Origin of the sequence: Micromonospora sp. Llam0 (assembly GCF_003751085.1) — a bacterium.
Classification (GTDB): Bacteria; Actinomycetota; Actinomycetes; order Mycobacteriales; family Micromonosporaceae; genus Micromonospora_E.
Window position 1 is genome coordinate 2,471,845 of sequence record NZ_RJJY01000001.1, and the last position, 19,156, is coordinate 2,491,000.

Here is a 19,156-nt window from a genome sequence, read left to right on the forward strand (position 1 = left end):
GCCTATTACGGCAGGGAGCCGACGAAGCGGCACGCCCGGTCGACGCCGTCGAGGCAGAGCAGGCGGCTGCGGGGGTCGGCGATGCCGGACAGGCCGTGGTCGCCGAGTTCGGCGCACCGGTGGCGCAGGCGGGTCCAGTCCAGGTTCAGGTAGTCGGCGAGGGCCTGCATTCGGGAGCCGGTGGTGTCGCCGGCGATGACGGAGTGGGCCTGTACGTGTGCGGCGGCGTCGCGGTATTCGGCGATGGCGGCGCGCTGGTCGGTGACGTCGACGTGCCATACGCCGTCCGCGCGGAGCCAGGTGGCGACGATCGCCCGCTGGGGGGTGAGGACGAGGCCGGGTAGCGTGCCGTACTCGGGTTCGTCGGTGACCGCGGTGTCGATGCCGAAGGATTCCATCAACGCGACCGCCAACAGCAGGAGTATCCGTTCCGACTCGGTGGAGGCTTCCACAGCGGATCGGGGGACGCAGAACATCCTTGTCGCCCGTTGGGAGCTGGTGGCGGTCCGCGTCGCGGTCGCGTCGAGGTAGCGCAGCTTGTGGCGGAAGAGCAGCCAGGTGCTGGCCTCCTCACCGGTCTGTTCCCGTGTCCAGAAGGTGGGGGTCTCGGTGAGCCGGTCCCATTGGCGGCTGATGTGGTCGGCGCAGAACGCCGAGCCGAGCCACATCCGTGACACGGTGTCCAGGTCGTTGCCGATGTCTGCGCTGACGGCGGACCGGGCGAGGCGGCTGTACTCGGCTGCGGCGGTCCGGGTGGTTTCGAGGCGGGCGTCGTCGAGCAGGAGCGACTGGTCCAGGTTCGCCACGGCCCACAGCACCGCTGCGGTGATGGCGTCGAGCTGGTAAGCGCGGGGAATGAGTAGGCGGACGTCGTCTCCGGTGTCGACCAGCCGCTGCGACGCCTGCCGGGAGTCCAGCCCGAACAGCCCGTCGCTGGTGGACGTGACGGTCCGTCCCGCGACGATCCGGCGCTGCAGCGGATGCCGCCACTGTCTACCGGCATCGGTCCGGGGGATGGTCGCGACGATCCGGCCGTCGTCGGTCGCCGGGTAGATCTCCACCTCGACGGACGCGCCGGGGAAATGCCGTCCGCCTGGTGCGGGAATGGTGTGGTCCGCTCTGGCGGACTGGGCCGGTTCGCCGATCGCTGACGCGATCATCGCCGAGAGATCGCCGCCAGCCGGTTCGGCGGGATGCGACCGTGGGTGGACCGACAGGAGATTAGAGACTGGTGGGCGGTCCAGGGCTGCCTCGGCTGCCGCGCCCCACCGGGCGCGCAGTGCCGCTTCTGATCGCTGCGTCTGGTACTGCTTCTCCAACCGGCGGTAGGCGTCATAGGCGTCAAGCAGGCCACCGCCAGCGTTGAGGATCGTGTCGCACTGCTGCCAGAAGACCCGGTCAACCACCTGCCGGCCGGCTTCCACGTTCGCCACGGTGCTGCGGGTGCTGAAAACCCGCTGCGCGACGTCCTTCTGCACGAGGCCACACGCCGTACGCAGCTCGCGGAGCTTCCGGCCGAGCGTGTGCTTCGCGTCCTGCAGGTGTCGTTGCTCGATGGTCGCGGAGTCCTTCTCGCCGTGGTCGGTCTCGTCCATTGGGCTATCGTCCCGTCAACCGTGGTTGGCGTCTGGTGAGCTGACCGTAGTCAACCGTGGGGCGGGATCCGGTGCTCGGCCCGCCGTCTGCTGGTCGGTTGGCGGTGGCGGGGTGTTGCCGAGGATTGCTTCGGTTGCGGCTTGGGCGAGGGTGGCCTGGCTGGTGGCAGGTAGTCCGATCCGGTTCCAGTGGAAGATCACGTGGTCGGTGATGACCGCCCGTAGTCCACGGGTCAGTGTGCCGGTGGTGCGCAGGTCGCCGAGGGTGGTGCCGGCGTTTGCGAAGGCGTTCTGCCAGTCGCTCGGGTGGCGGGGGTTTCCGAGTAGCAGGTGGCGGACCTTGTCGGTGAACGATTCCCAGGTGGCGAGGTCGGTCCGGACGGCCGGGTGGGGGTGGAGGTGGTCGGCGCGGTGCTGGGCGGCGCGGGCCCAGACGTCGGCTTGTTCGTTGAGGTCGAGTCCGGCGGCGCGCATCAGTGCGGTGTTGAGGATGAGTGAGTGTTCGCGTCGGTTGGTGGGCTGGCCGTGGAGGTAGGTGAGGAGGTAGTGGCTGTCGTGGTGGAACAGGATGTGGGCGGTGTCCATCGCGGCGGGGCCGCCGAAAGTGTGGGTTTCGGGTTCGTAGATGTCACTGGTCCAGGGAACATTCTGGGTGAGGAGGCGGTGTACGGCGTCGGGGTGCTCGGTGGGTGTGGCGGGCAGGTAGCGGATGCGCCAGGGTCCTTTGCGGATGAACCACCATGAGGTGATGAGGCCCGCGGTTTCGGCGGCGGGCAGCACGCTGCGGAGGTGGGGTACGGCGTTGTGTTCGCGTTCGTGGCGGCTGCGGCCGGGGTAGTCGATAGTCACCTGTTTCCAGGCGGTGTCCATGGCGGGCCTTTCGTCAGTGCAAGAGGAGGCAGGCGTCCCACCCGGTCGTGGTGGTCGCTGCGGTGGCGAGTCGGGTGCCGGTGGTGCCGTCGAGAAGTCCGGCGGGTTCCCCGGCTGTGGAGCTGGTGATGTGCTGGTGCAGGCGGGTCAGCGGCGTGACGGGTGTCGGGGTGAGCGCGTCGGCGGCGATGCGTCGGCCGGTCGCGAGGAGGCCGGCGGTGCCGTGGCAGAGGCTGCGGTCGGTGAGTCGGCGGATCTGCGCGGAGTCGTTCACGCAGGTGGTGAACGCGGTGTCAGCGAGGTGCCGTCGGGTTATGTCGTCCAGGGCGATGCCGGCGAGTTGCTGGGCGCGGGCGATGCCGGGGGTGCCGTAGCACCAGGAGGGTCGCAGCGGGTGTCGCTGCGCTGGTGTGCCCCGGTGCAGGTCGTCGAGGGTGAGGGTTTGCGGCCACCAGGTGGCGCTGTCGGTGTGCTGCTGCCACCGGTCCAGCCACCGGCAGATGCGGGTGATCGCGGTGGTGTGTCCGTTGACGCTGATGCCGTCGCGGTGGGTGAGGGCGAGTAGGGCGAGGGGTCCGGTGATGCCGTGGGCGAGGCCGTGGTTGGCGTGGCCTCCGGGTGGTGGCGGCTGGTGGCGGTCGGGTCCGTTGGCGCACCACCAGCCGGGGAGGTCGTCGACCGGTTCGGTGAGGCGGACCAGGTAGTCGAGGACGTGGCGGAGCAGGTCGTGGTCGCCGAGGCGGCGTAGGGCGACGCCGAGTCCGGTCAGGCCACGGATGAGGTCGTACTCGGCGTAGTGCGGCTGCTGGCGGGAGTCGATGCGGCGGTGAGCGGTGTCGAGGCGTCGGCGGGTCACGGTGGCGGTGCCGGTCGCGGCGATGGTTCGGGCCCGCGCGAGGTGGGGGTGGTCGGTGGTGGCGAGGACGAAGGCGAGCGCGGGTGCGCCGTGGAAGAGGCTTGCGCCGTCGGCGATGCTGACGCCGTCGGCGGTGGCTTCCCGCAGGGCGGCGTACGCGGCCGGCCAGTCGCCGGTTTCCAGATGCAGCAGGGCGACCCCGGCGGCGCCGTCGGCGAGTGACTGCCCGGTGCTCATGAGGTCGCCTGGTGGGTGCGGGCGACGGCGCGGGCCAGACGCAGGCAGTGCCGTTCGGAGGCGGTGTCGACGCCGATCATGCGGGCGTGGTGCAGGTGGAGCAGGTCAGCCAGCACCTGGTCGAGGTCGAGGCCGTCCGTGTCGGCGAGGTCCCGGTAGACGGCCAGCGCCGCCGCACGGTCATCGTCGCGGTGTGGGGTGCGGGCGAGGTCGAGTTGGGTGGGGTCGAGTCGCGGACCACTGCGGTGCGGGACCTGGTCGGTGAGCCAGCGCAGCCCGTCGCCGGTGAACGCGTCGGCGATGGCGATCATGCCGGCGGCGGTGACGGCCTGGCGGTCGCCGGTCAACTGCCGTAGCGCTGTGCGGGAGTCAGCGGCGAACACCGCCTCGGCGGCGGCGAGCGTGGGCCCGGTGCCGTGACGGGTCTCGGGCCGGTAGGTGTGCAGGCTGTAGTCGTGCACGACGCCGTCGTGTTCCAGCCGGTGTGTCCACTCGGCGAGGCGTCCCGCGACGTCGGCGAAGCTCGCCGTGTCGGGCAGTGGGATGCGTAGCCGCAGGTGGGGCTCAGGGGCCGGGTAGCGCAGGAACCACCAGCCCACCGGCAGCAGGGGCGCGGTCTGTCGGGTGAGGTCGGTGAGGATGTCGTCGAGCCGCCCGTACAGCCGGGTTTCCAGCCACGGCGACGACGGCGCGGGCCGGTGCGCCGCAGCGGTCACGGCCCGGACCGGCCTGGCGCGCCGGGTGGGGCGGGTGGCGGGTGGGGTGTCGGTGAGGGTGAGCAGGATTTCGGCGGGCCGGTCGCCGATCCAGCCGGCCGGGCCGGGCGCTTCGGTGACGACCGTACGGGGATGCCGGTCGAGGTGTCGGCGCAGCACGACGAGGTGGGTGTCGTCGTCGAGGTTCAGGCGCAGCCGCACGTCATCGCCGCCGACCAGGATCTCGGCGGGGAGCTGGTGCTGGTCGCGGTGCCGCTGCCAGGCGTCACGCCACACCGGCCAGGAGGACCCACCGGGTGGGAGGGCGTGCCGGTCGATGATCCACCGGGCGGGGTGCAGCACGCTACGTCCGCGTCGCACCCGGGGCAGGAACGGCAGGTCGTGTGACTGTCCCCAGTCGAACCTGCCGCAGGGTGCCGTCCACGCCGTCGAGATCTCGGTCAGGAACCGCGTCAACGGCGGCTGCAGATCGGGCAGCAGCACGCTGTTGAACAACAGCGGCTCGACCGGCCTGCCGCTGCTGGCCGATACCAGCCACAGCCGGCGGCCGTCGCCGGTCACCGCGAGATCCGCGACCGTGTACGCCGGGTCGGGGTGAAAGTCCCCGACGGGCAGGACGGGCAGCAGCCCAGGTGCCTGCGCGACCGGGGTCAGACGCGGGTCCAGCGGCGGACCGGACAGCTGCACCACGTCCGCGTCGGGCAACACGGTCGGCAGACTCCGATATACCTGCTGGAACGACGCCAACTCGCCGGGGGTGAGCAGGTGCAGGAACCGGCCGGCGGACACCCCGGCGTGGCGGGCACCGCTGGCCACCGTCAACGTGAACCTGCCCTGATCCAGATCCCGCAGGGCCGCGGCCGCGAGCGTGAACCGCAGCTCCGTGTGCGGCGTCGGCGGCCGGTCGTCGTCTCCCCGTAGCCGGCCCACCAGGTCGTCGTCGAGGACGACCTCCGCCCGGCCGTCCACCGCCGACCGCTGAGCCAGGTGGGCGAGCAGCCGGTCACGGGCAGAGAACACCGCCCGCGCCCGCCGGGTCGACCCCCGGTAGCCGGCGGGAAAACCCAACACGTTCACCACATCCCGCAGCGGCACCGCCGCGCCCGGACCCCACCGTTGGATGAACGCGCCGTGGTACTCCACCCACCCGGGCGCGGGCGGCGCCACCGCCGCCAACGTCGCCGCGGCCCGACCCGCCTCCCGCAGGACCGCCTCGGGCAGCGTCACCGAAGCGTCCAGACGCACATCGGCCGTGACCCGACCGCCGGGGTCGGGAACCGCACCGTGGCGGGCCAGGTGGGCCACCGGGTCGGTGACCGTCATCGCCGGCCGCAGCTCCGACAGCAGCACACCCGACCGCACCAGCGCGGCCAGCATCCGCTCGGCCGCAGCCACCCTGGCCGGCGACGGACCGCCGACCCGCTCCGCCAACACGGCGAACGCGATCGGGCGGGCGGCGGCGGTAATCGCCGCCCGCACCGGCCCGGTCAACCGGACCTCGACGTCCCATCTGCGGTCACCGTCGGCGTGCGCGTAGGGCACCACCCAGACCCCGCCCCGCCGGTACCCCACCGCGTTCGTCACCACCGCCACACCTCGCAGGACGGTCACGTCCTGCTCCGCGCGGGCGGTGATCTCAGCGACGAACTCCCCGTCCGGGCGCACGACCACCCGGTGCGCCCCACCCCACCGCACAGCGGCGTGGGTGCCGAACTCGACCGGCGCCACCCCGGCGAAGACACCGAACGGTGTCGCCCGTGTCGTCCACCGCAGCAGATACCGGACGACCGTCTCCACCAGGCGACGCCACCGGCGACCCGACATCGGATCGCCGGCGACCGCCTGGCCGATCCGTTCGGCGAGCTGCGGCGTGGCGGAGGTGACAGCCGCCGGAAACCCCGGCAACGCCCATACCTGTACCAGCCAAGCCTGCCACCGCTCCGGCTGCTCGGATGTCAGGTCGGGCCAGGCCGGCACGGTCAGCCCGTCCGGGTAGGCGGCGGCTCTGACCAGGGCCGCGCCCGCCGCAGGAACCATGACACACCACCGGAAGAAATTGGGGGCCCGGCGTCCGTGTGGACGCCGGGCCCGAACGGCGTCGAATCCGTGCTACTTGCCGGAGCAGGCGTTCGACCCGGTGTTACCCGAGCCGCAGTTGTCGTCGGTGTTGGTGGCGTACCCGCCCGTGGCGGGGCCGGCGTCGACCAGGGTGATGTCCAGGTCGAACTCCTCGATTTCCGTGGTCTCCACTCGTTTCCCTTCTCATGCGGGGTTGAAGGTGAGGACGACACGGCTGTGCCGCTTGTCCAGCACCGTCCCGGCCGGCAGGTCGCCGTCGGGAGTAGCCGCGGGCAGCACCTGCAACGCCGGGGACGGCTCGCCGCCGTCCACCCAGTCGCGCATGTGCGCCACCATCCGCTCCGCCGCAGCGGCGGCGTCCGGCCCGTGCGCGCACGCACCCACATCGAACCGGCCGTCGGTCCAGGCCAGCGCCGACCGGTAGGAGAAGGTGCCCTCGTGCAGCGCGGCCGGCGTGCCGAACCGCCACGCGGGCGCCACTACGCCCGCGTCGACCGATTCCTGCTGCGCCGACAGCACCACGAACTGATCCACCTCAGCGGACAGATGCACCGCCAGCCACAGATCCAGATCCGCCAGCACGGTACGGGGCGGCAGACTCACCCCTGCCCAGACCTGCTCACGCGGCTGCGGCAGCAACCCGGCGACCGACTCCGCCGTAATCTGCTCGCCCTCATCCAGCCGCAGATGCACCCCGTCGGCGATGTCGACGTACCGCATCTCGTGCGCCCCGGCGCCCTGCATCGCCACGAACCCACACAGACGCTGACTGTGGCTCACCAACCGGTCACCGACCCGACGCAACGCCCACGACCGGGTCATCCCGAACGTCCGCAGCGGCACTACCAACACGCCGTCCTCGGCGAGCTGCGCGATCCACGACTCCGGGACATCCCACGCCCCCGCCGTCACGATGATCAGGTCGAACCGGCGACGCGGCTCGATCAGCTGCTCGGCGTCGGCGCACACCACCGTCACATCGCCGTAGCCCGCCGCCGCCAAACAGGCCACCGCCCGCTCCGTCACATCCGGATCGATGTCCACCGTCGTCACCGAACCCGACGGGCCCACCAGCTCCCGCAGCAACGACGCGTTGTAGCCACCCGAACCGACCTCCAACACGTGCCGACCGAGCAGGCCGCCGTCGAAGGCGTCAGCAGCCTGACCCAGCATCTCCGCGATCAACCACGGCGCCGACACCGAACTCACGGTCTCCGCACCCCGCCGCTTCGTGATGACCGCGTTGTCACCCCGATACGCCTCCTCCAACGCCACACCCGGCGTGTACAACTCACGCGGCACCGCCCGCAACGCCGCCTCCACCTCCGGCCGCATCGTCAGACCCTTCGCCACATGATCAGCGACCAACCCATCCACCATCGCCGCCCGCAGACCCTCGCTGGTCACCATGTCGACACTCATCCGCTACGCCACTCCCCCACCTGTCACGGCCGCCCACCTGGACGACCCGCTGTGTCTGTTGCTGCCCGATCCCGAAGTCAACTCCGGGACCTCCGTCTGAAGCCCCACCGCTCCCGTAGGTCGCGGAGCCCGTGCGCCACAATCCCCAGACGCCGCCGAGACGCTGAATCACTTGAGGTTGGTCGCATCCACTCAACGCCTGAACGTCGATGTCGAACACCCTCGACACGAAACCTCGACAGCCCCGACCGGCGATTGTCCGGGATCTACGCGCCGATCGCGCGACGCGCCGAGCACCCAGCCAAGGATGACCACGCCGCCTACGCCTACCTCGCCGCAGCCGCTGGCTACACCTTCTCACCGAACATCAGGCACGTCACGGGCTGCCTGCGGTCCACGCGAGCGACGGCTGCGCCCGTACGAAGGAACTCGCGGGCGCCACGCGGACGCAATGCGGGCTGATGTCGCGGGCTGCTGCCGCCAGGTGAGTACGGCGAACGCGGCGGCGACGAACCCGGCGAGTGCCGGCCACGGCGGGCCGAAACGGCTGCCGCAGTCCCGGCAGTGGTGGCTGGTGGTGTGGTTCTCGGCCGACTCCTGGAGATCACCCCCGCGTGCGCGGGGGTGATCCCGACGCACCCCGACACGCCCTCGCCGCCGTCAACTGCTCCCAGCGCACGCGGGGGTGATCCCGCCCCGGGTGTACGGCTTCATCGTCTGGGCCGGTCAGCGGCCCCTTCGCCCAGGATGGGATGGCGTACGAGTAGGCAACGTTCAGCTGCGACCAGCTCAGGACGAAAGTGGAGACTTCTCCGGCGCGCTGCAGGCCAACGGTGTAGCTCAACATCCGGCCACAGGCCGCCAACACAGGTTCGGACGAACGCAGGTTCCGGCCGACTCACCGAGCACGAGTAGCCCCGCACTGACGTTCACTATCCACCGCCGTGTTTCGGGCGAGAAGTTGCCGACGATCCTGCCCACCTCCACGTCCGGCATGCCCGGCATCCGCTGCTGTCGAGACTCCTCGACGACGATTCCAGCACGGCCATTTGCCGAGGACACAGACGTCAGCGTCCCTCGACACCTCGCACGTGGACACCCGCTAGACCGCCGAGTAGCCCGGGGGATCTCACCCCCGGGCCCTCACAGAACCGTACGTAACAGTCTCCCGTTATACGGCTCTTGTCGCTCTTGTCACCAGACCGTAGGCGCGTGGGTGACCCACGCCCAGTGGGCGAAGGCCCTCGGGCGTTTCTGGACGGCTCTGTTCCATGCCGAACGGGCTTTCCTCTTGCCCCGCAACCGTTTGTACTTCCGACGGACCCACCGCAACAGGTAGGCGTTGATGCGTTCCAGGAGGGGATACAGGGATGATCGATAGAACGCCCCGTAGTAGTTCATCCACCCCCGCACAATGGGGTTTATCCATTGTGCGAGTTCCGCTTCGGTAAGGCTGGTGCGATGGTGCAGTCGCCATGACCGCACCTGGGAACCGATCTTCTTCAGAGCCTGGTTACTGATCGCCGGGAGGAACGACAGAAACATCACTCCTTCCTTTGTTCTCGCGGATCGCCTCCGAAACCCGTAGCCGAGAAACACAAAGTCGGTGTGTTCGTACGATCCACGCCGATTGTCGTCCTGGCAGTAGACGATCCGGGTCTTTTCCGGATGCAGAGCAAGCCCGACCTCGGTCATCCGTTTCGTGATCTCGGCCAGCACGTAACGCGCCTGCCGTTCACTGACGCAATGCACGACCACGTCATCCACGTACCGCTCGAACCGGACGACGGGGAATACCTTTGTCATCCACGCGTCGAACGCGTAATGGAGGAACAGATTAGCCAGGACCGGTGAAATCGCGGACCCTTGCGGAGTGCCTCGATCTCTTTCTTGAAGAACGCCGTCGGGTAGTTGCAGCGGAGCCTTCAGCCAGCGCTCCACGTACAACCAAACCCAGGGCTTGTCGGTATGCGCAGCGACCGCTTTCAGCAGCAGCTCCCACGAGACCGTGTCGAAGAACTTCCGGATGTCCAAATCGATCACCCAGTCGTTCTGCCAGCACCGCCTCCGGCAGGCAGCTACCGCGTCGGTCGCCGACCGCCCAGGCCGGTAGCCGTACGAGTCCGGATGGAAGATCGGTTCGACCCGCGCTTCCACCTCCCGCGCCGCCACCGTCTGCGCGATCCTGTCCCCGACCGTGGGAACACCGAGCGTTCGCACGCCTCCCCCAGTCTTCGGGATCTCGACCGCCCGCACCGGAGGAGGAAAATACGTCCCTGACGACATCCGATTCCAGATCTTGTAGAGATTGTTTTTCAGATCCTTCTCGAACTCCGCCAAAGACACCGCATCCACCCCCGGCGCCCCCTTGTTCGCTTTCACCTTCTCGTACGCCTCCCAGACAGCCCGCTTCGAAACAACGAACGGCTTGCCTGGTGCTTTCAACTCATCCACACGACTCCTCCCAGCAATCGCCGGTTGATCGGGTAAACCAGCCACGAACGACCCGACCCCTTCGCTCCACCCCCGTTACAGGAGCTTCGTCACTACTACGAGTCGGTCCGCCAGCGCGATCGGCAACGGTACTCAATCCCTCACGGCTTCGGGCCGCCCGGAACGCTCCCTCTCACCCACCAGACCTGCCGTGGGTAGTTTCCTCACGCGCCTTCTCCCGTTCCGCACGAAAGCCGCAGGTCGGGCTCGCGTCGCCTGTATGCCGGACACCACCTGGCCAGTAAACTGGTCCCCGCCAGACTCATCCCGGGATCGCATTGACACCCCGGTTTCGATGTCACCTTCTAATTTTCGACACGTCATCAGCGATTCGCTTTCGCTCGCCTTCCCGACCCCCACCTGACAATCTCGAACGGATTGCCTTTTCCCCATCGTTCACCACAACAGTCTTCAGCTAATGCAGCATGAGGTGGTTTGAAGCCTCCCCCAGCAGGGCGACTCCGAAGGGCCAAACCTTCATCTTCCGTGCAGCATCGCTACCAGACGGACATTCCTACATATTCCTGTCCTTTCGCGTTCGGGACACAACAACGCCGCTCGGTTAAGCCGTTGCGGGGGCGGTCAAGGGTGTGTCGGTCGAACATGGGAAAGCGGAGTTCCTGTAACGAGGTGAGTCACTCCAAGACGCCTCGAGACCAGGAACTCCGCTTTGGTCGATCAGATGCCATAACCGGACGGTGCGGGTAGCCGCAGGTGTGTTCGCGCCGGGTCATCTGGGTGATTTGACCCAGTTCCTGCCCTTCGAGATGGTCGATGAGGTCCTCGCCGCGACCCGTCGTACCCAGCAGCGGGTCCGGCTACTCCCGGCCCGGGTCGTGGTCTACCTCGTCCTGGCAGGCTGCTTGTTCGCCGAACTCGGCTACGGGCAGGTGTGGCGGAAACTGACTGCCGGTCTGACCGGGCTGGATCTGACCGAGCCGTCCTCAGGCACGTTACGGGAGGCGCGTCAGCGGCTCGGGTCGACGCCGTTGCGGGCCTTGTTCGATCTGCTGCGCGGCCCGGCGGTCACCACGGCGACGCACGCCGTGCGGTGGCGGGGCCTGCTGGTGACCGCGACCGACGGGACCACGATGTCGGTCGCCGACGCCGAGGCGGTCCGGGTCCGTTACCACAAACAACGGGGGAACCACGGCGGCGCGGGCTACCCGGCACTACGGCTGAGTGTCCTGCTGACCTGCGGCACCCGCTCGATCATCGACGCCGTGTTCGCTCCACTCGGCACCAGCGAACTCGACCAGGCCCGCTCCCTGGCCCGGAGCCTGGCCGCCGGGATGCTGCTGTTGGCCGACCGTAACTACGCCGCCGCCGACCTCATCCAGACACTCGCCGCCACCAGGGCCGACCTGCTGATCCGCTGCAAGAACGGCCGCCGCCTGCCGGTGATCCGCCGGTACCACGACGGATCCTGGCTGTCGACCATCGGCACGGTACGGGTGCGGGTCGTCGACGCTGAGATCAGCGTCCAGACCATCGACGGCGTCCGCACGGGCAGCTACCGGCTGATCACTACCCTGCTCGACCCACGCACCCACCCGGCCAGCGAACTGGTAAAGCTGTACCACCGCCGGTGGGAGGTCGAAACCGCCTACCTGGAGATCAAATCCAGCATCCTCGGCGGCCGGGTCCTGCGCGCGCGTACTCCCGACGGCATCGATCAGGAGGTCTACGCCCTGCTGGTCGTCTATCAGATCCTGCGTACCGCCATGACCGACGCCACCGACAGCCGGCCCGGCACCGGCCCTGACCGGGCCAGCTTCACCACCGCCCTGAACGCCGCCCGCGACCAGGTCACCCACGCCGCCGGCGTCCTCGCCGACACCGTCATCGACCTGGTCGGTGCCATCGGTCGTGCGGTTCTGGCCCACCTGCTACCTGAGCGTCGGATCCGGGTGAAGACCCGCATGATCAAACGCTCGAACTCCAAGTACCAAGCCCGCGGACCCAACGTAGACCGACGCAGCTACAAAGCCACCATAGCCATCGATATCATTACAAACACTTGCTAACCATCCACCCGCCCTAACCGAGCGGCGTTGCCGCTAGACCAGGCCAAAGTCACACAGCGTCCGCAGCTGAGGTAACCCGGCGTCGAGTATTCGTGTCGAGGCTGTCCGACACCCACCACCTTGCCCAGGCTGTTTGCAGCGGGTCGATCAGCACTCCGCTCGGGCCTACCGCATGCCGCCGACCACGGGCGTCCTTGCGGCGCTCGGGACTACGGCGACCAGCCACGTGCCATCCACGATCGCTGACCACCTCGTCAGACAGCCTGCCGTGCCAGTGCCCCCGTCACCGGCACGGCAGGCCCTACCCATCGCAGCAGCCGAAGAGGTCCTCCATGTTGCCATCCAGCGGGATACCGGCCGCCCTCGCCTCCGCCCCAACCTGCGCGAACGGGCCGGACCGACGCCGATCGGCCGCCGATGTACGCGACCGGCGAGCCGTAGCGCACCGGTCGAGCCCACACTGGACAGGACAGCACCCCCGATGACCGTCTACCGCTCCGGGGCACCTCGGCGGTCGGCGTTGTCGTTGCCGGTTGATCGTCGTCTGTTGGCGGATGAGTTCTTCCTGATGGCGCACCATGACGTGTCGGGTCAGTCGCGGTTGGCGCCGCGGATCGCCGGATTCGGGGTGGCGGCCGCCGTACTGGCGGACCTGGTCGTGGCCGGTGTGCTGACGGTGACACCAGCAGGTCATCTTGCGTGCCCGCCACCGGCGGTGCGGGTGCGCGGGTTCGAACGGCAGGTCGCCGCGTGGGTGGCGGCCGAGCCGGATCAACCGGTCCCGGTCTGGCTCGAGGTTCTCGCCGAGGCGTCGGTTCCCGCCATCGGCCAGCGGTTGGCCGACGCCGGCGTGGTGCGTCCGGTGCGGATCCGGCGGCTGATGACGTCCCGGACGGTGTGGGCGCCGGCGGACATAAACGTGGCGGCGTGGCCGTGGGCCAGGTTGTCGACCCGGATCCGCTGCGGTGAACTGCTGGATCCGTTCGACAGCGCCTTGGCGCGGCTGTGCATCGGCACTGGTGTCGAGGGCCGGTTCCTCGACGGTGAGCCGCAGGCGCGGCAGCGTCTCGACGAGTTGCTGAGTCCGGTGCCAGTACAGGTCGACGCCCTGTTGGTCGAGTTGTCGGCGGCGGTGGGTCGGGCCGTGTTGGGTGGCCGGACCTGACCTCCGTCGACCCGGCTCAGGCGTCTGCCTGAACGCTACCGGCCCGGCTGAACCCCTTCTTCTCGTCTCGCTTGTTCTCCTCGGGAGTGTGTTGTGTCTGTTTCGTATGGTGTGCCGCGTCCGCGTCCGCGTCGGGGTGGGGTCGCCGCCGTCCTGGCCAGGTCGCGGCTCGGGGTGCCGCAGGTGGTGTTCTTCGTGTTGGCGGCCGCGGCGCCGATGACGGTGGTCGCGTCGGCGGTGCCGACGGCGTACGCGGTGACCGGCCTGTCCGGGGTGCCGGTCGCCTACGCGGCGACCGCCGTGGTGATGGTGGTGTTCGCGGTCGGCTACGTCGCGATGTCGCGGCATGTCGTGAATGCCGGGTCGATGTACTCCTACGTCGCCCACGCTCTCGGGCCCGCCAGCGGTGTGGCGGCGGCGTTCGTGGCGGTCGTGGCCTACAACCTGATGCAGATCGGCTTGTACGGGGCGTTCGGTGTCGTCGCGGCCGCCGCCGCGTCGGCGGTGGCCGGCGTCGGCGTGCCGTGGTGGGCGTGGGCCCTCGGAGGCTGGCTGCTGGTCGCTGTTCTGGGGTTGGCGCGGGTCGACCTCAACGGCCGGGTCCTGGGTGTGCTGCTGGTGGCGGAGGTCGCCGTGGTGGTGCTCTTCGACGCGGTGATGGTGGTCGCTGACCCTGCTGGTGGGGTGGTGTCGCTGCACGGGTTGGAGCCGTCGCATCTGGCGGTGCCGGGGATGGCGGCGATCCTTGTCGGCGGGATCGCCGGCTACGTCGGCGTCGAAGCCACCACCGTGTTGGCGGAGGAGACCCGCGACCCGCGGCGGACGGTCGCCTACGCCACCTACATCGCGATCGCGGTTACCGCGCTGTTGTATGCGGGGTCGGCGTGGGCGATGCAGGTCGCGGCCGGCTCCGACCGGGTCGTCGACGAGGCTGTCCGGCACGGGCCGGAGTTGATGTTCGTCCTGGTCGACGGCCACCTCCCACGCCTACTCGTCGACGTCGGCCGGTTGTTGTTGGTGACGAGCCTGTTCGCCGCCCTGCTGGCCTTCCACAACATGGTCGCCCGCTACCTGTTCGCGCTCGGCCGCGAACAGGTCCTCCCCGTCGCGTTGGGCCGTACGAACGGGCGGACCGGGGCGCCGAAACTCGGCTCTCTGACCCAAACCGCCATCGCAGGTCTGGTCATCGCCGGATACGCGCTGGCTGGGCTTGATCCGATCACGCATCTGTTCTTCTGGTTGACCGTCACGGGCGGCCTCGGGGTGCTGATCCTGATGACCGCGACCAGCCTCGCCGTGCTCGTCTACTTCCGCTCCGACCGGCGGGGTGAGAGCCGTTGGTCGATCGCGTTCGCCCCCGGCATCGCGCTCAACCTGCTGGTGTTCATTCTCGGCGGCACCCTCATCGGCTTCGGCGACCTCCTCAACGTCCCTGCCGGATCGGCTGCCCGGTGGACGCTGCCCGGCCTGTACGCCGCCGCCATCGCCTGCGGTGTCGGCTGGGCCGCTGTGCTGCGCGTGAAACGGCCGACTGTCTGGGCGTCCGTCGGCGCGGGAGCCGACGCCGTCATCCACCCCACCGCCCTACTTCGTCAGGAGACCCGCCGGTGACCACCGCCTCCACCACCCTGATCCGTGTCGCCGACCGCAACGACATCAACCCACTCACACCCGTCCTGGTCGACGCGTTCGTCGACACCCCCGACGCCTCCTGGCTCATCCCCGACCCAGACGAACGCCGACGGATCTACCAGCAACTCTGCCCGGCGATCCTCACCCACGGCATCACCGCCGGCACCGTTTACACCAGCGACGACCACGCCGGCGCCGCGCTGTGGCTGCCCCACACCGTCGCCCACAGCCCTGACCCCCACCACGCCGCCACAGTCGACCGCGTCACCGGCCCACACGCTCCACGGTTCGCCCGCCTCGCCGCGCTGCTGCACAACCACACCCCGCCCCGCCCGCACACCTACCTCGCCTACCTCGGCGTCGCCCCCGACCGGCAACGCCACGGCACCGGCACCGCTCTCCTCACCCACCGGCACGCCACCTGCGACACCGCCGGCACCCCCGTCCACCTCATCGCCACCACCCCCGACGCCCGCCGCCTCTACCAACGACTCGGCTACTACGACACCACCCCCACACCGGTACACCTCCCCGACGGCGGACCACCCCTGTGGCCCATGTGGCGCCAACCCCACACCCACACCAACACCCGCAGGGAGCGGTGATGACGGTTCTCCTGCACACCCCACCCGTCCCCACCGAGTCCCCCACCTACCGAGGCACCCCGACCGTCCTGGACACCAACCGGCCTGCCCTCGCCCGGCTGGTGAACTACTGGGCCGGCGGCAAGGACCACTTCGCCACCGACCGCCACCTCGGCGACCAGATCACCCAAGCCCACCCCGACCTGCCCTCCAGCTACCAGGCGGCACGCCAGGCGGCCGCCCGTGCCGTCACCGCCCTCGCCGCCAGCGGAGTACGTCAGTTCGTCGACCTCTGTCCAGGGTTGCCCGACCCGGACGGCACCGACACCCACCTCATCGCCCAACACACCGCCCCGACCAGCACCGTCGTGTACGTCGACCCGGATCCCCTCGTCCTGGCCCACTGCCGCGCCCTGCACATCAGCCACACCGCCGGAACCGTCACCATCATCGACGCCGACCCCACCCAGCCAGCGAACCTCGCTACCGCCGTCACCAACCATCTGGACCTCACCGCGCCGGTCGCCGTCCTGGCCACCAGCCTCGTCCACCACCTCGACGACCACCTCCTCCACAACCTGGTCACCCAGCTGGCACGACGCCTACCCGACGGCAGCCGGATCGTGGTCACCACCCACACCATCCGCCGAGGCGACGACCGCCTCCGCCAGGTCCAGCATCGATTCACCCGCGCTGGGATTCCGTACCACCCGCGTACCCCCGCCCAGATCGCTGACCTTCTCCACCGTTGCGGCCTGACCCCGTCGCCTCATGCCGGTACGCCGCCGACCGCGCCCACCCGGCCAGCCCTCGACGACGGCCGCAGCCCGTGCGTCGACGTCCAGACCGGTCAGATCAACAGCCACACCCCGACCCGCCACCCAAGGCACCGCTGATGGCCGGCGACATCCGTCTGACCAGCACCGCAGGCGTCGCCCCAGCCGAGGTGCCGCAGATCATGCGGCCACTGCACGGAGCCGAGCCCATCGACGCGGCACTCGCCCACGGCCGCCACCGGCTCACCGCACACGCCAGCGGCGTCGATGTCGACACCGTCACCGATCAGGGCGTCCCCGACGCCCAGCTGATGCAGGTGGTCCGCCCCGCCCCCGCCGCCGGCGACAGCCCACCCGACGGCCCCTACAGCGATGCCGCCCTGCCCGGCATCCTCGCCAGGCACCAGACCAGCGCCGCCATCCACCCACAGGACGCATCACACCCGCAGACCCGTGGCACCCGGCAATCACCCCGCCGACAGGCGAGCCCGTGACCGGCCCCTCCGCCGTCGCGGTCGGCATCCTCCTGCTCGCCATCGCCGTACTCCACGCCGGCAACAGCGCGACCTGGGCATACACCAAATACCGGGCCAGGCGGCTCCTCACCGCAGGACTCCTCATCCTCACCGCCGTCGTCATCCTGCGCCACACCACCACAACCGAATAGCCAGCCAACCCCTCCACGCTCCAAAGGACCCGAAACCCCCGATGCACCACCACCCGCCACCGGCGCCGACACCCGGCCGGCCCGCAAAGAAGTGCCCCCGCGCCACCGGTGACAACCGGACCGCGTTGACCGCCGCCCTCACCAGGCGACACCAGGACGGTCACTCCATCCGCCGCATCGTCCGCGACACCCGCCTGTCCCACAGCTACCTGCGCCGCCTGCCACCGGACGCCGACGTGACCATCACCCAGGACCCGACCGACGCCACCACCCCAGGCGACGCACGACGCCCGCAGGCGCGGTCCACCCTGCCAGCAGCCACGCCGGAAGCCACCCCGTGATCGCCCTCGCCGCCGTCATCATCCCGCTCACCTTCGCCGTACTCCACGCAGGCGACAGTCTGACCTGGGCATACGCCAGATTCCGGGTCAGCTGGCTCCTCACCACCGGACTCCTCATCCGCGCCGCCGTCGTCGTCCTGGGTCATCTGGGCGGACCCGAATGAACCCACCTCCACCCGCACACCACACCGCCCGGGCGCCACCAGCACCGCCCGACTGCCCACCACCCGCGCCCCAACCCACCCGACCAGGAACCATGACTCCCTACCTGAAGATCACAACCCGCCGACCGTCGACGCCGGCCCGTCATCCAGACCCCGGTCACCCCCTTCACCCACCCCGCCACCGGCCGCCGCATCGTGGTCGTGTCCACCGCGCACTACGGCGAAGCCGGCTACTACCACACCCTGCTCGACGACATCACCACCTCCATGAACGACGGCTTCACCGTCCACTACGAGAACGCCAACCACCAACGACCCGACGACCAACCCACCCCAACCGAACAAACCGTCCTCGCCGACCTCGCCACCATGCGCGAACTCGCCACGCTACGGATGTCGGCACTCGGCTGGATCCACCAACCCACCCTGCTGCACCACCCCGCCTGGCAGCGACACGACCTCACCGACCTCGACATCATCCGCCAGATCGGAACCGAGACGATGCGCCGCTACACCAGCCGCCGGATCCGGTCACTCACCTGGCCCGACCATGAGCCCTGGCGACTCGCCCGACACCACGCCATGTTCACCGCCGGCAACCGCATCGTCATCCGCCTTCCACCACCCGACCCCGCCCGCACCACCCATGCTGACCCGTTCACCCAGGTCCTGCTCCACAACCGCACCCACACCGCTGTCACAGCGGCCACCGCCACCACCGACAATCTCGTCATGATCTGGGGAGCCCGACACCTCCCCGGCATCACCACCGCCCTCGGCGCAGCCGGCTACCGACCCGACCACGACCAACAGCGGTGGCACACCATCGGACACCTCCCACCCATCGCCGCCAACATCGCCCGGTACCTCCTACGCCGGCCACCCGCACCCCACCCCCGCTACTACCAGTCCGACAACGCCAGCACCCGCGACCCCAAGCCCTGAACCACCACCACGACCGGCCACGTCGCCGGTCGCCCTCTCGACCATGACGCCCTCGCCCAACCTGCCGATATGCTGCACCCGGGCGGCGCGGCACCATCTCCATGTCGATCTCCCGCAAGAGTCGACCGCGCCGCCCCGCACCAACCCGGCGGCATCCACATACCGCCGATCTCGTCGTGTCCGCCGCCGCTCACGCGAGGATGGTCCGGTGGACGAGTTCGTTGACCTTCGCCGGGAGGTGGATCGGCTACGGGCGGAGAACGCCCGGCTGGCCCGGCTGCTGGACCTACACGGCCAGAACACGATGCCGCGACCGGAGCAGCTGTCCGCGCCGGTCGCGGCACCGGGGCTGGTCACCATGGCATCGTCGACGGCGGACAAACTGGCGCTGTTCAGCGACCGGTTCCAGGCCCGAACCGACGTGTACGCCGTACGGTGGGAGAACGCCCGTACCGGCACCGCCGGCTGGATGCCCGCAGTCGCCGGCGGCTGGCGCAAGGGCATCGACCGACGCGGCGCCGGGCCAAGCGGGTCGCGAGATCGTGCCCACCCTGCTTATCGGGCACAGCCGTAGCGGCTCTCACTGG

At 69.6% G+C, this 19,156-nt stretch carries 18 protein-coding genes; 11 read left to right on the forward strand and 7 right to left on the reverse strand.

Annotated features, from left to right (window positions below; genetic code table 11):
* Positions 1-5: 5 nt before the first annotated feature.
* The 7 genes from EDC02_RS11060 to ltrA form a co-directional block, all read right to left on the reverse strand.
* On the reverse strand, positions 6-1,595 hold the full coding sequence (locus EDC02_RS11060) for a helix-turn-helix transcriptional regulator (RefSeq protein ID WP_123601873.1): 1,590 nt from the start codon (positions 1,593-1,595) through the stop codon (positions 6-8).
* A gap of 15 nt (positions 1,596-1,610) precedes the next feature.
* Positions 1,611-2,465 (reverse strand): thiopeptide-type bacteriocin biosynthesis protein, encoded by an 855-nt coding sequence (locus tag EDC02_RS11065; RefSeq protein ID WP_123601874.1) that lies wholly within the window; start codon positions 2,463-2,465, stop codon positions 1,611-1,613.
* Between the two features lie 13 nt (positions 2,466-2,478).
* Positions 2,479-3,558, reverse strand: a complete 1,080-nt coding sequence (locus EDC02_RS11070; RefSeq protein WP_123601875.1) for a lanthionine synthetase C family protein — start codon at positions 3,556-3,558, stop codon at positions 2,479-2,481.
* The gene (locus tag EDC02_RS11075) at positions 3,555-6,311 is read right to left on the reverse strand and encodes a lantibiotic dehydratase (protein ID WP_123601876.1); all 2,757 of its coding nucleotides are present in this window, start codon (positions 6,309-6,311) and stop codon (positions 3,555-3,557) included. The genes EDC02_RS11070 and EDC02_RS11075 overlap by 4 nt, the downstream gene beginning before the upstream one ends.
* Before the next feature lie 72 nt (positions 6,312-6,383).
* Positions 6,384-6,524, reverse strand: a complete 141-nt coding sequence (locus tag EDC02_RS11080) for an FxLD family lanthipeptide (RefSeq protein WP_123601877.1) — start codon at positions 6,522-6,524, stop codon at positions 6,384-6,386.
* Positions 6,525-6,536: 12 nt separating this feature from the next.
* A complete protein-coding gene (fxlM, locus tag EDC02_RS11085; RefSeq protein WP_123601878.1) occupies positions 6,537-7,775 on the reverse strand; it encodes a methyltransferase, FxLD system in 1,239 nt (412 codons plus the stop codon).
* 1,194 nt (positions 7,776-8,969) lie between these two features.
* A complete protein-coding gene (gene ltrA / locus EDC02_RS11090; protein WP_123601879.1) occupies positions 8,970-10,229 on the reverse strand; it encodes a group II intron reverse transcriptase/maturase in 1,260 nt (419 codons plus the stop codon).
* A gap of 737 nt (positions 10,230-10,966) precedes the next feature.
* On the opposite strand from ltrA, the gene EDC02_RS11095 reads away from it, so the two are divergent.
* The 11 genes from EDC02_RS11095 (at position 10,967) to EDC02_RS11135 (ending at position 19,143) form a co-directional block, all read left to right on the forward strand.
* Positions 10,967-12,295: an IS4 family transposase gene (locus EDC02_RS11095; protein ID WP_233605858.1), complete on the forward strand. Its 1,329-nt coding sequence runs from the start codon at positions 10,967-10,969 to the stop codon at positions 12,293-12,295.
* Positions 12,296-12,776: 481 nt separating this feature from the next.
* Positions 12,777-13,460: a GPP34 family phosphoprotein gene (locus EDC02_RS11100; RefSeq protein ID WP_158632138.1), complete on the forward strand. Its 684-nt coding sequence runs from the start codon at positions 12,777-12,779 to the stop codon at positions 13,458-13,460.
* Between the two features lie 93 nt (positions 13,461-13,553).
* On the forward strand, positions 13,554-15,071 hold the full coding sequence (locus EDC02_RS11105) for an APC family permease (protein WP_233605859.1): 1,518 nt from the start codon (positions 13,554-13,556) through the stop codon (positions 15,069-15,071).
* The gene (locus tag EDC02_RS11110; protein WP_158632139.1) at positions 15,068-15,697 is read left to right on the forward strand and encodes a GNAT family N-acetyltransferase; all 630 of its coding nucleotides are present in this window, start codon (positions 15,068-15,070) and stop codon (positions 15,695-15,697) included. Before EDC02_RS11105 ends, EDC02_RS11110 begins: the two co-directional genes overlap by 4 nt.
* Positions 15,697-16,572 carry an SAM-dependent methyltransferase gene (locus EDC02_RS11115; RefSeq protein ID WP_123601882.1) on the forward strand — a complete coding sequence of 292 codons (876 nt, stop codon included), beginning with the start codon at positions 15,697-15,699 and terminating at the stop codon, positions 16,570-16,572. Before EDC02_RS11110 ends, EDC02_RS11115 begins: the two co-directional genes overlap by 1 nt.
* Positions 16,572-16,946 (forward strand): hypothetical protein, encoded by a 375-nt coding sequence (locus EDC02_RS11120; protein WP_123601883.1) that lies wholly within the window; start codon positions 16,572-16,574, stop codon positions 16,944-16,946. The genes EDC02_RS11115 and EDC02_RS11120 overlap by 1 nt, the downstream gene beginning before the upstream one ends.
* On the forward strand, positions 16,943-17,119 hold the full coding sequence (locus EDC02_RS40175; RefSeq protein WP_158632140.1) for a hypothetical protein: 177 nt from the start codon (positions 16,943-16,945) through the stop codon (positions 17,117-17,119). Before EDC02_RS11120 ends, EDC02_RS40175 begins: the two co-directional genes overlap by 4 nt.
* A 41-nt stretch (positions 17,120-17,160) precedes the next feature.
* The gene (locus EDC02_RS11125) at positions 17,161-17,460 is read left to right on the forward strand and encodes a hypothetical protein (protein WP_123601884.1); all 300 of its coding nucleotides are present in this window, start codon (positions 17,161-17,163) and stop codon (positions 17,458-17,460) included.
* Entirely contained in the window at positions 17,457-17,624 is a 168-nt protein-coding gene (locus EDC02_RS40180; RefSeq protein WP_158632141.1) for a hypothetical protein, read from the forward strand. The genes EDC02_RS11125 and EDC02_RS40180 overlap by 4 nt, the downstream gene beginning before the upstream one ends.
* A gap of 201 nt (positions 17,625-17,825) precedes the next feature.
* Complete coding sequence (locus tag EDC02_RS11130; protein ID WP_148083417.1) at positions 17,826-18,569, forward strand: hypothetical protein; 744 nt, start codon at positions 17,826-17,828, stop codon at positions 18,567-18,569.
* A gap of 208 nt (positions 18,570-18,777) precedes the next feature.
* Complete coding sequence (locus EDC02_RS11135; protein ID WP_233605860.1) at positions 18,778-19,143, forward strand: hypothetical protein; 366 nt, start codon at positions 18,778-18,780, stop codon at positions 19,141-19,143.
* The last annotated feature ends 13 nt before the right edge of the window (positions 19,144-19,156 follow it).

Bases quoted from the DNA above. Each gene is read 5' to 3' on its own strand.
- EDC02_RS11060 (WP_123601873.1), bottom strand. From the start codon at position 1,595: ATGGACGAGACCGACCACGGCGAGAAGGACTCCGCGACCATCGAGCAA.
- EDC02_RS11065 (WP_123601874.1), bottom strand. From the start codon at position 2,465: ATGGACACCGCCTGGAAACAGGTGACTATCGACTACCCCGGCCGCAGC.
- EDC02_RS11070 (WP_123601875.1), bottom strand. From the start codon at position 3,558: ATGAGCACCGGGCAGTCACTCGCCGACGGCGCCGCCGGGGTCGCCCTG.
- EDC02_RS11075 (WP_123601876.1), bottom strand. From the start codon at position 6,311: ATGGTTCCTGCGGCGGGCGCGGCCCTGGTCAGAGCCGCCGCCTACCCG.
- fxlM (WP_123601878.1), bottom strand. From the start codon at position 7,775: ATGAGTGTCGACATGGTGACCAGCGAGGGTCTGCGGGCGGCGATGGTG.
- EDC02_RS11100 (WP_158632138.1), top strand. From the start codon at position 12,777: ATGACCGTCTACCGCTCCGGGGCACCTCGGCGGTCGGCGTTGTCGTTG.
- EDC02_RS11115 (WP_123601882.1), top strand. From the start codon at position 15,697: ATGACGGTTCTCCTGCACACCCCACCCGTCCCCACCGAGTCCCCCACC.
- EDC02_RS11120 (WP_123601883.1), top strand. From the start codon at position 16,572: ATGGCCGGCGACATCCGTCTGACCAGCACCGCAGGCGTCGCCCCAGCC.
- EDC02_RS11125 (WP_123601884.1), top strand. From the start codon at position 17,161: ATGCACCACCACCCGCCACCGGCGCCGACACCCGGCCGGCCCGCAAAG.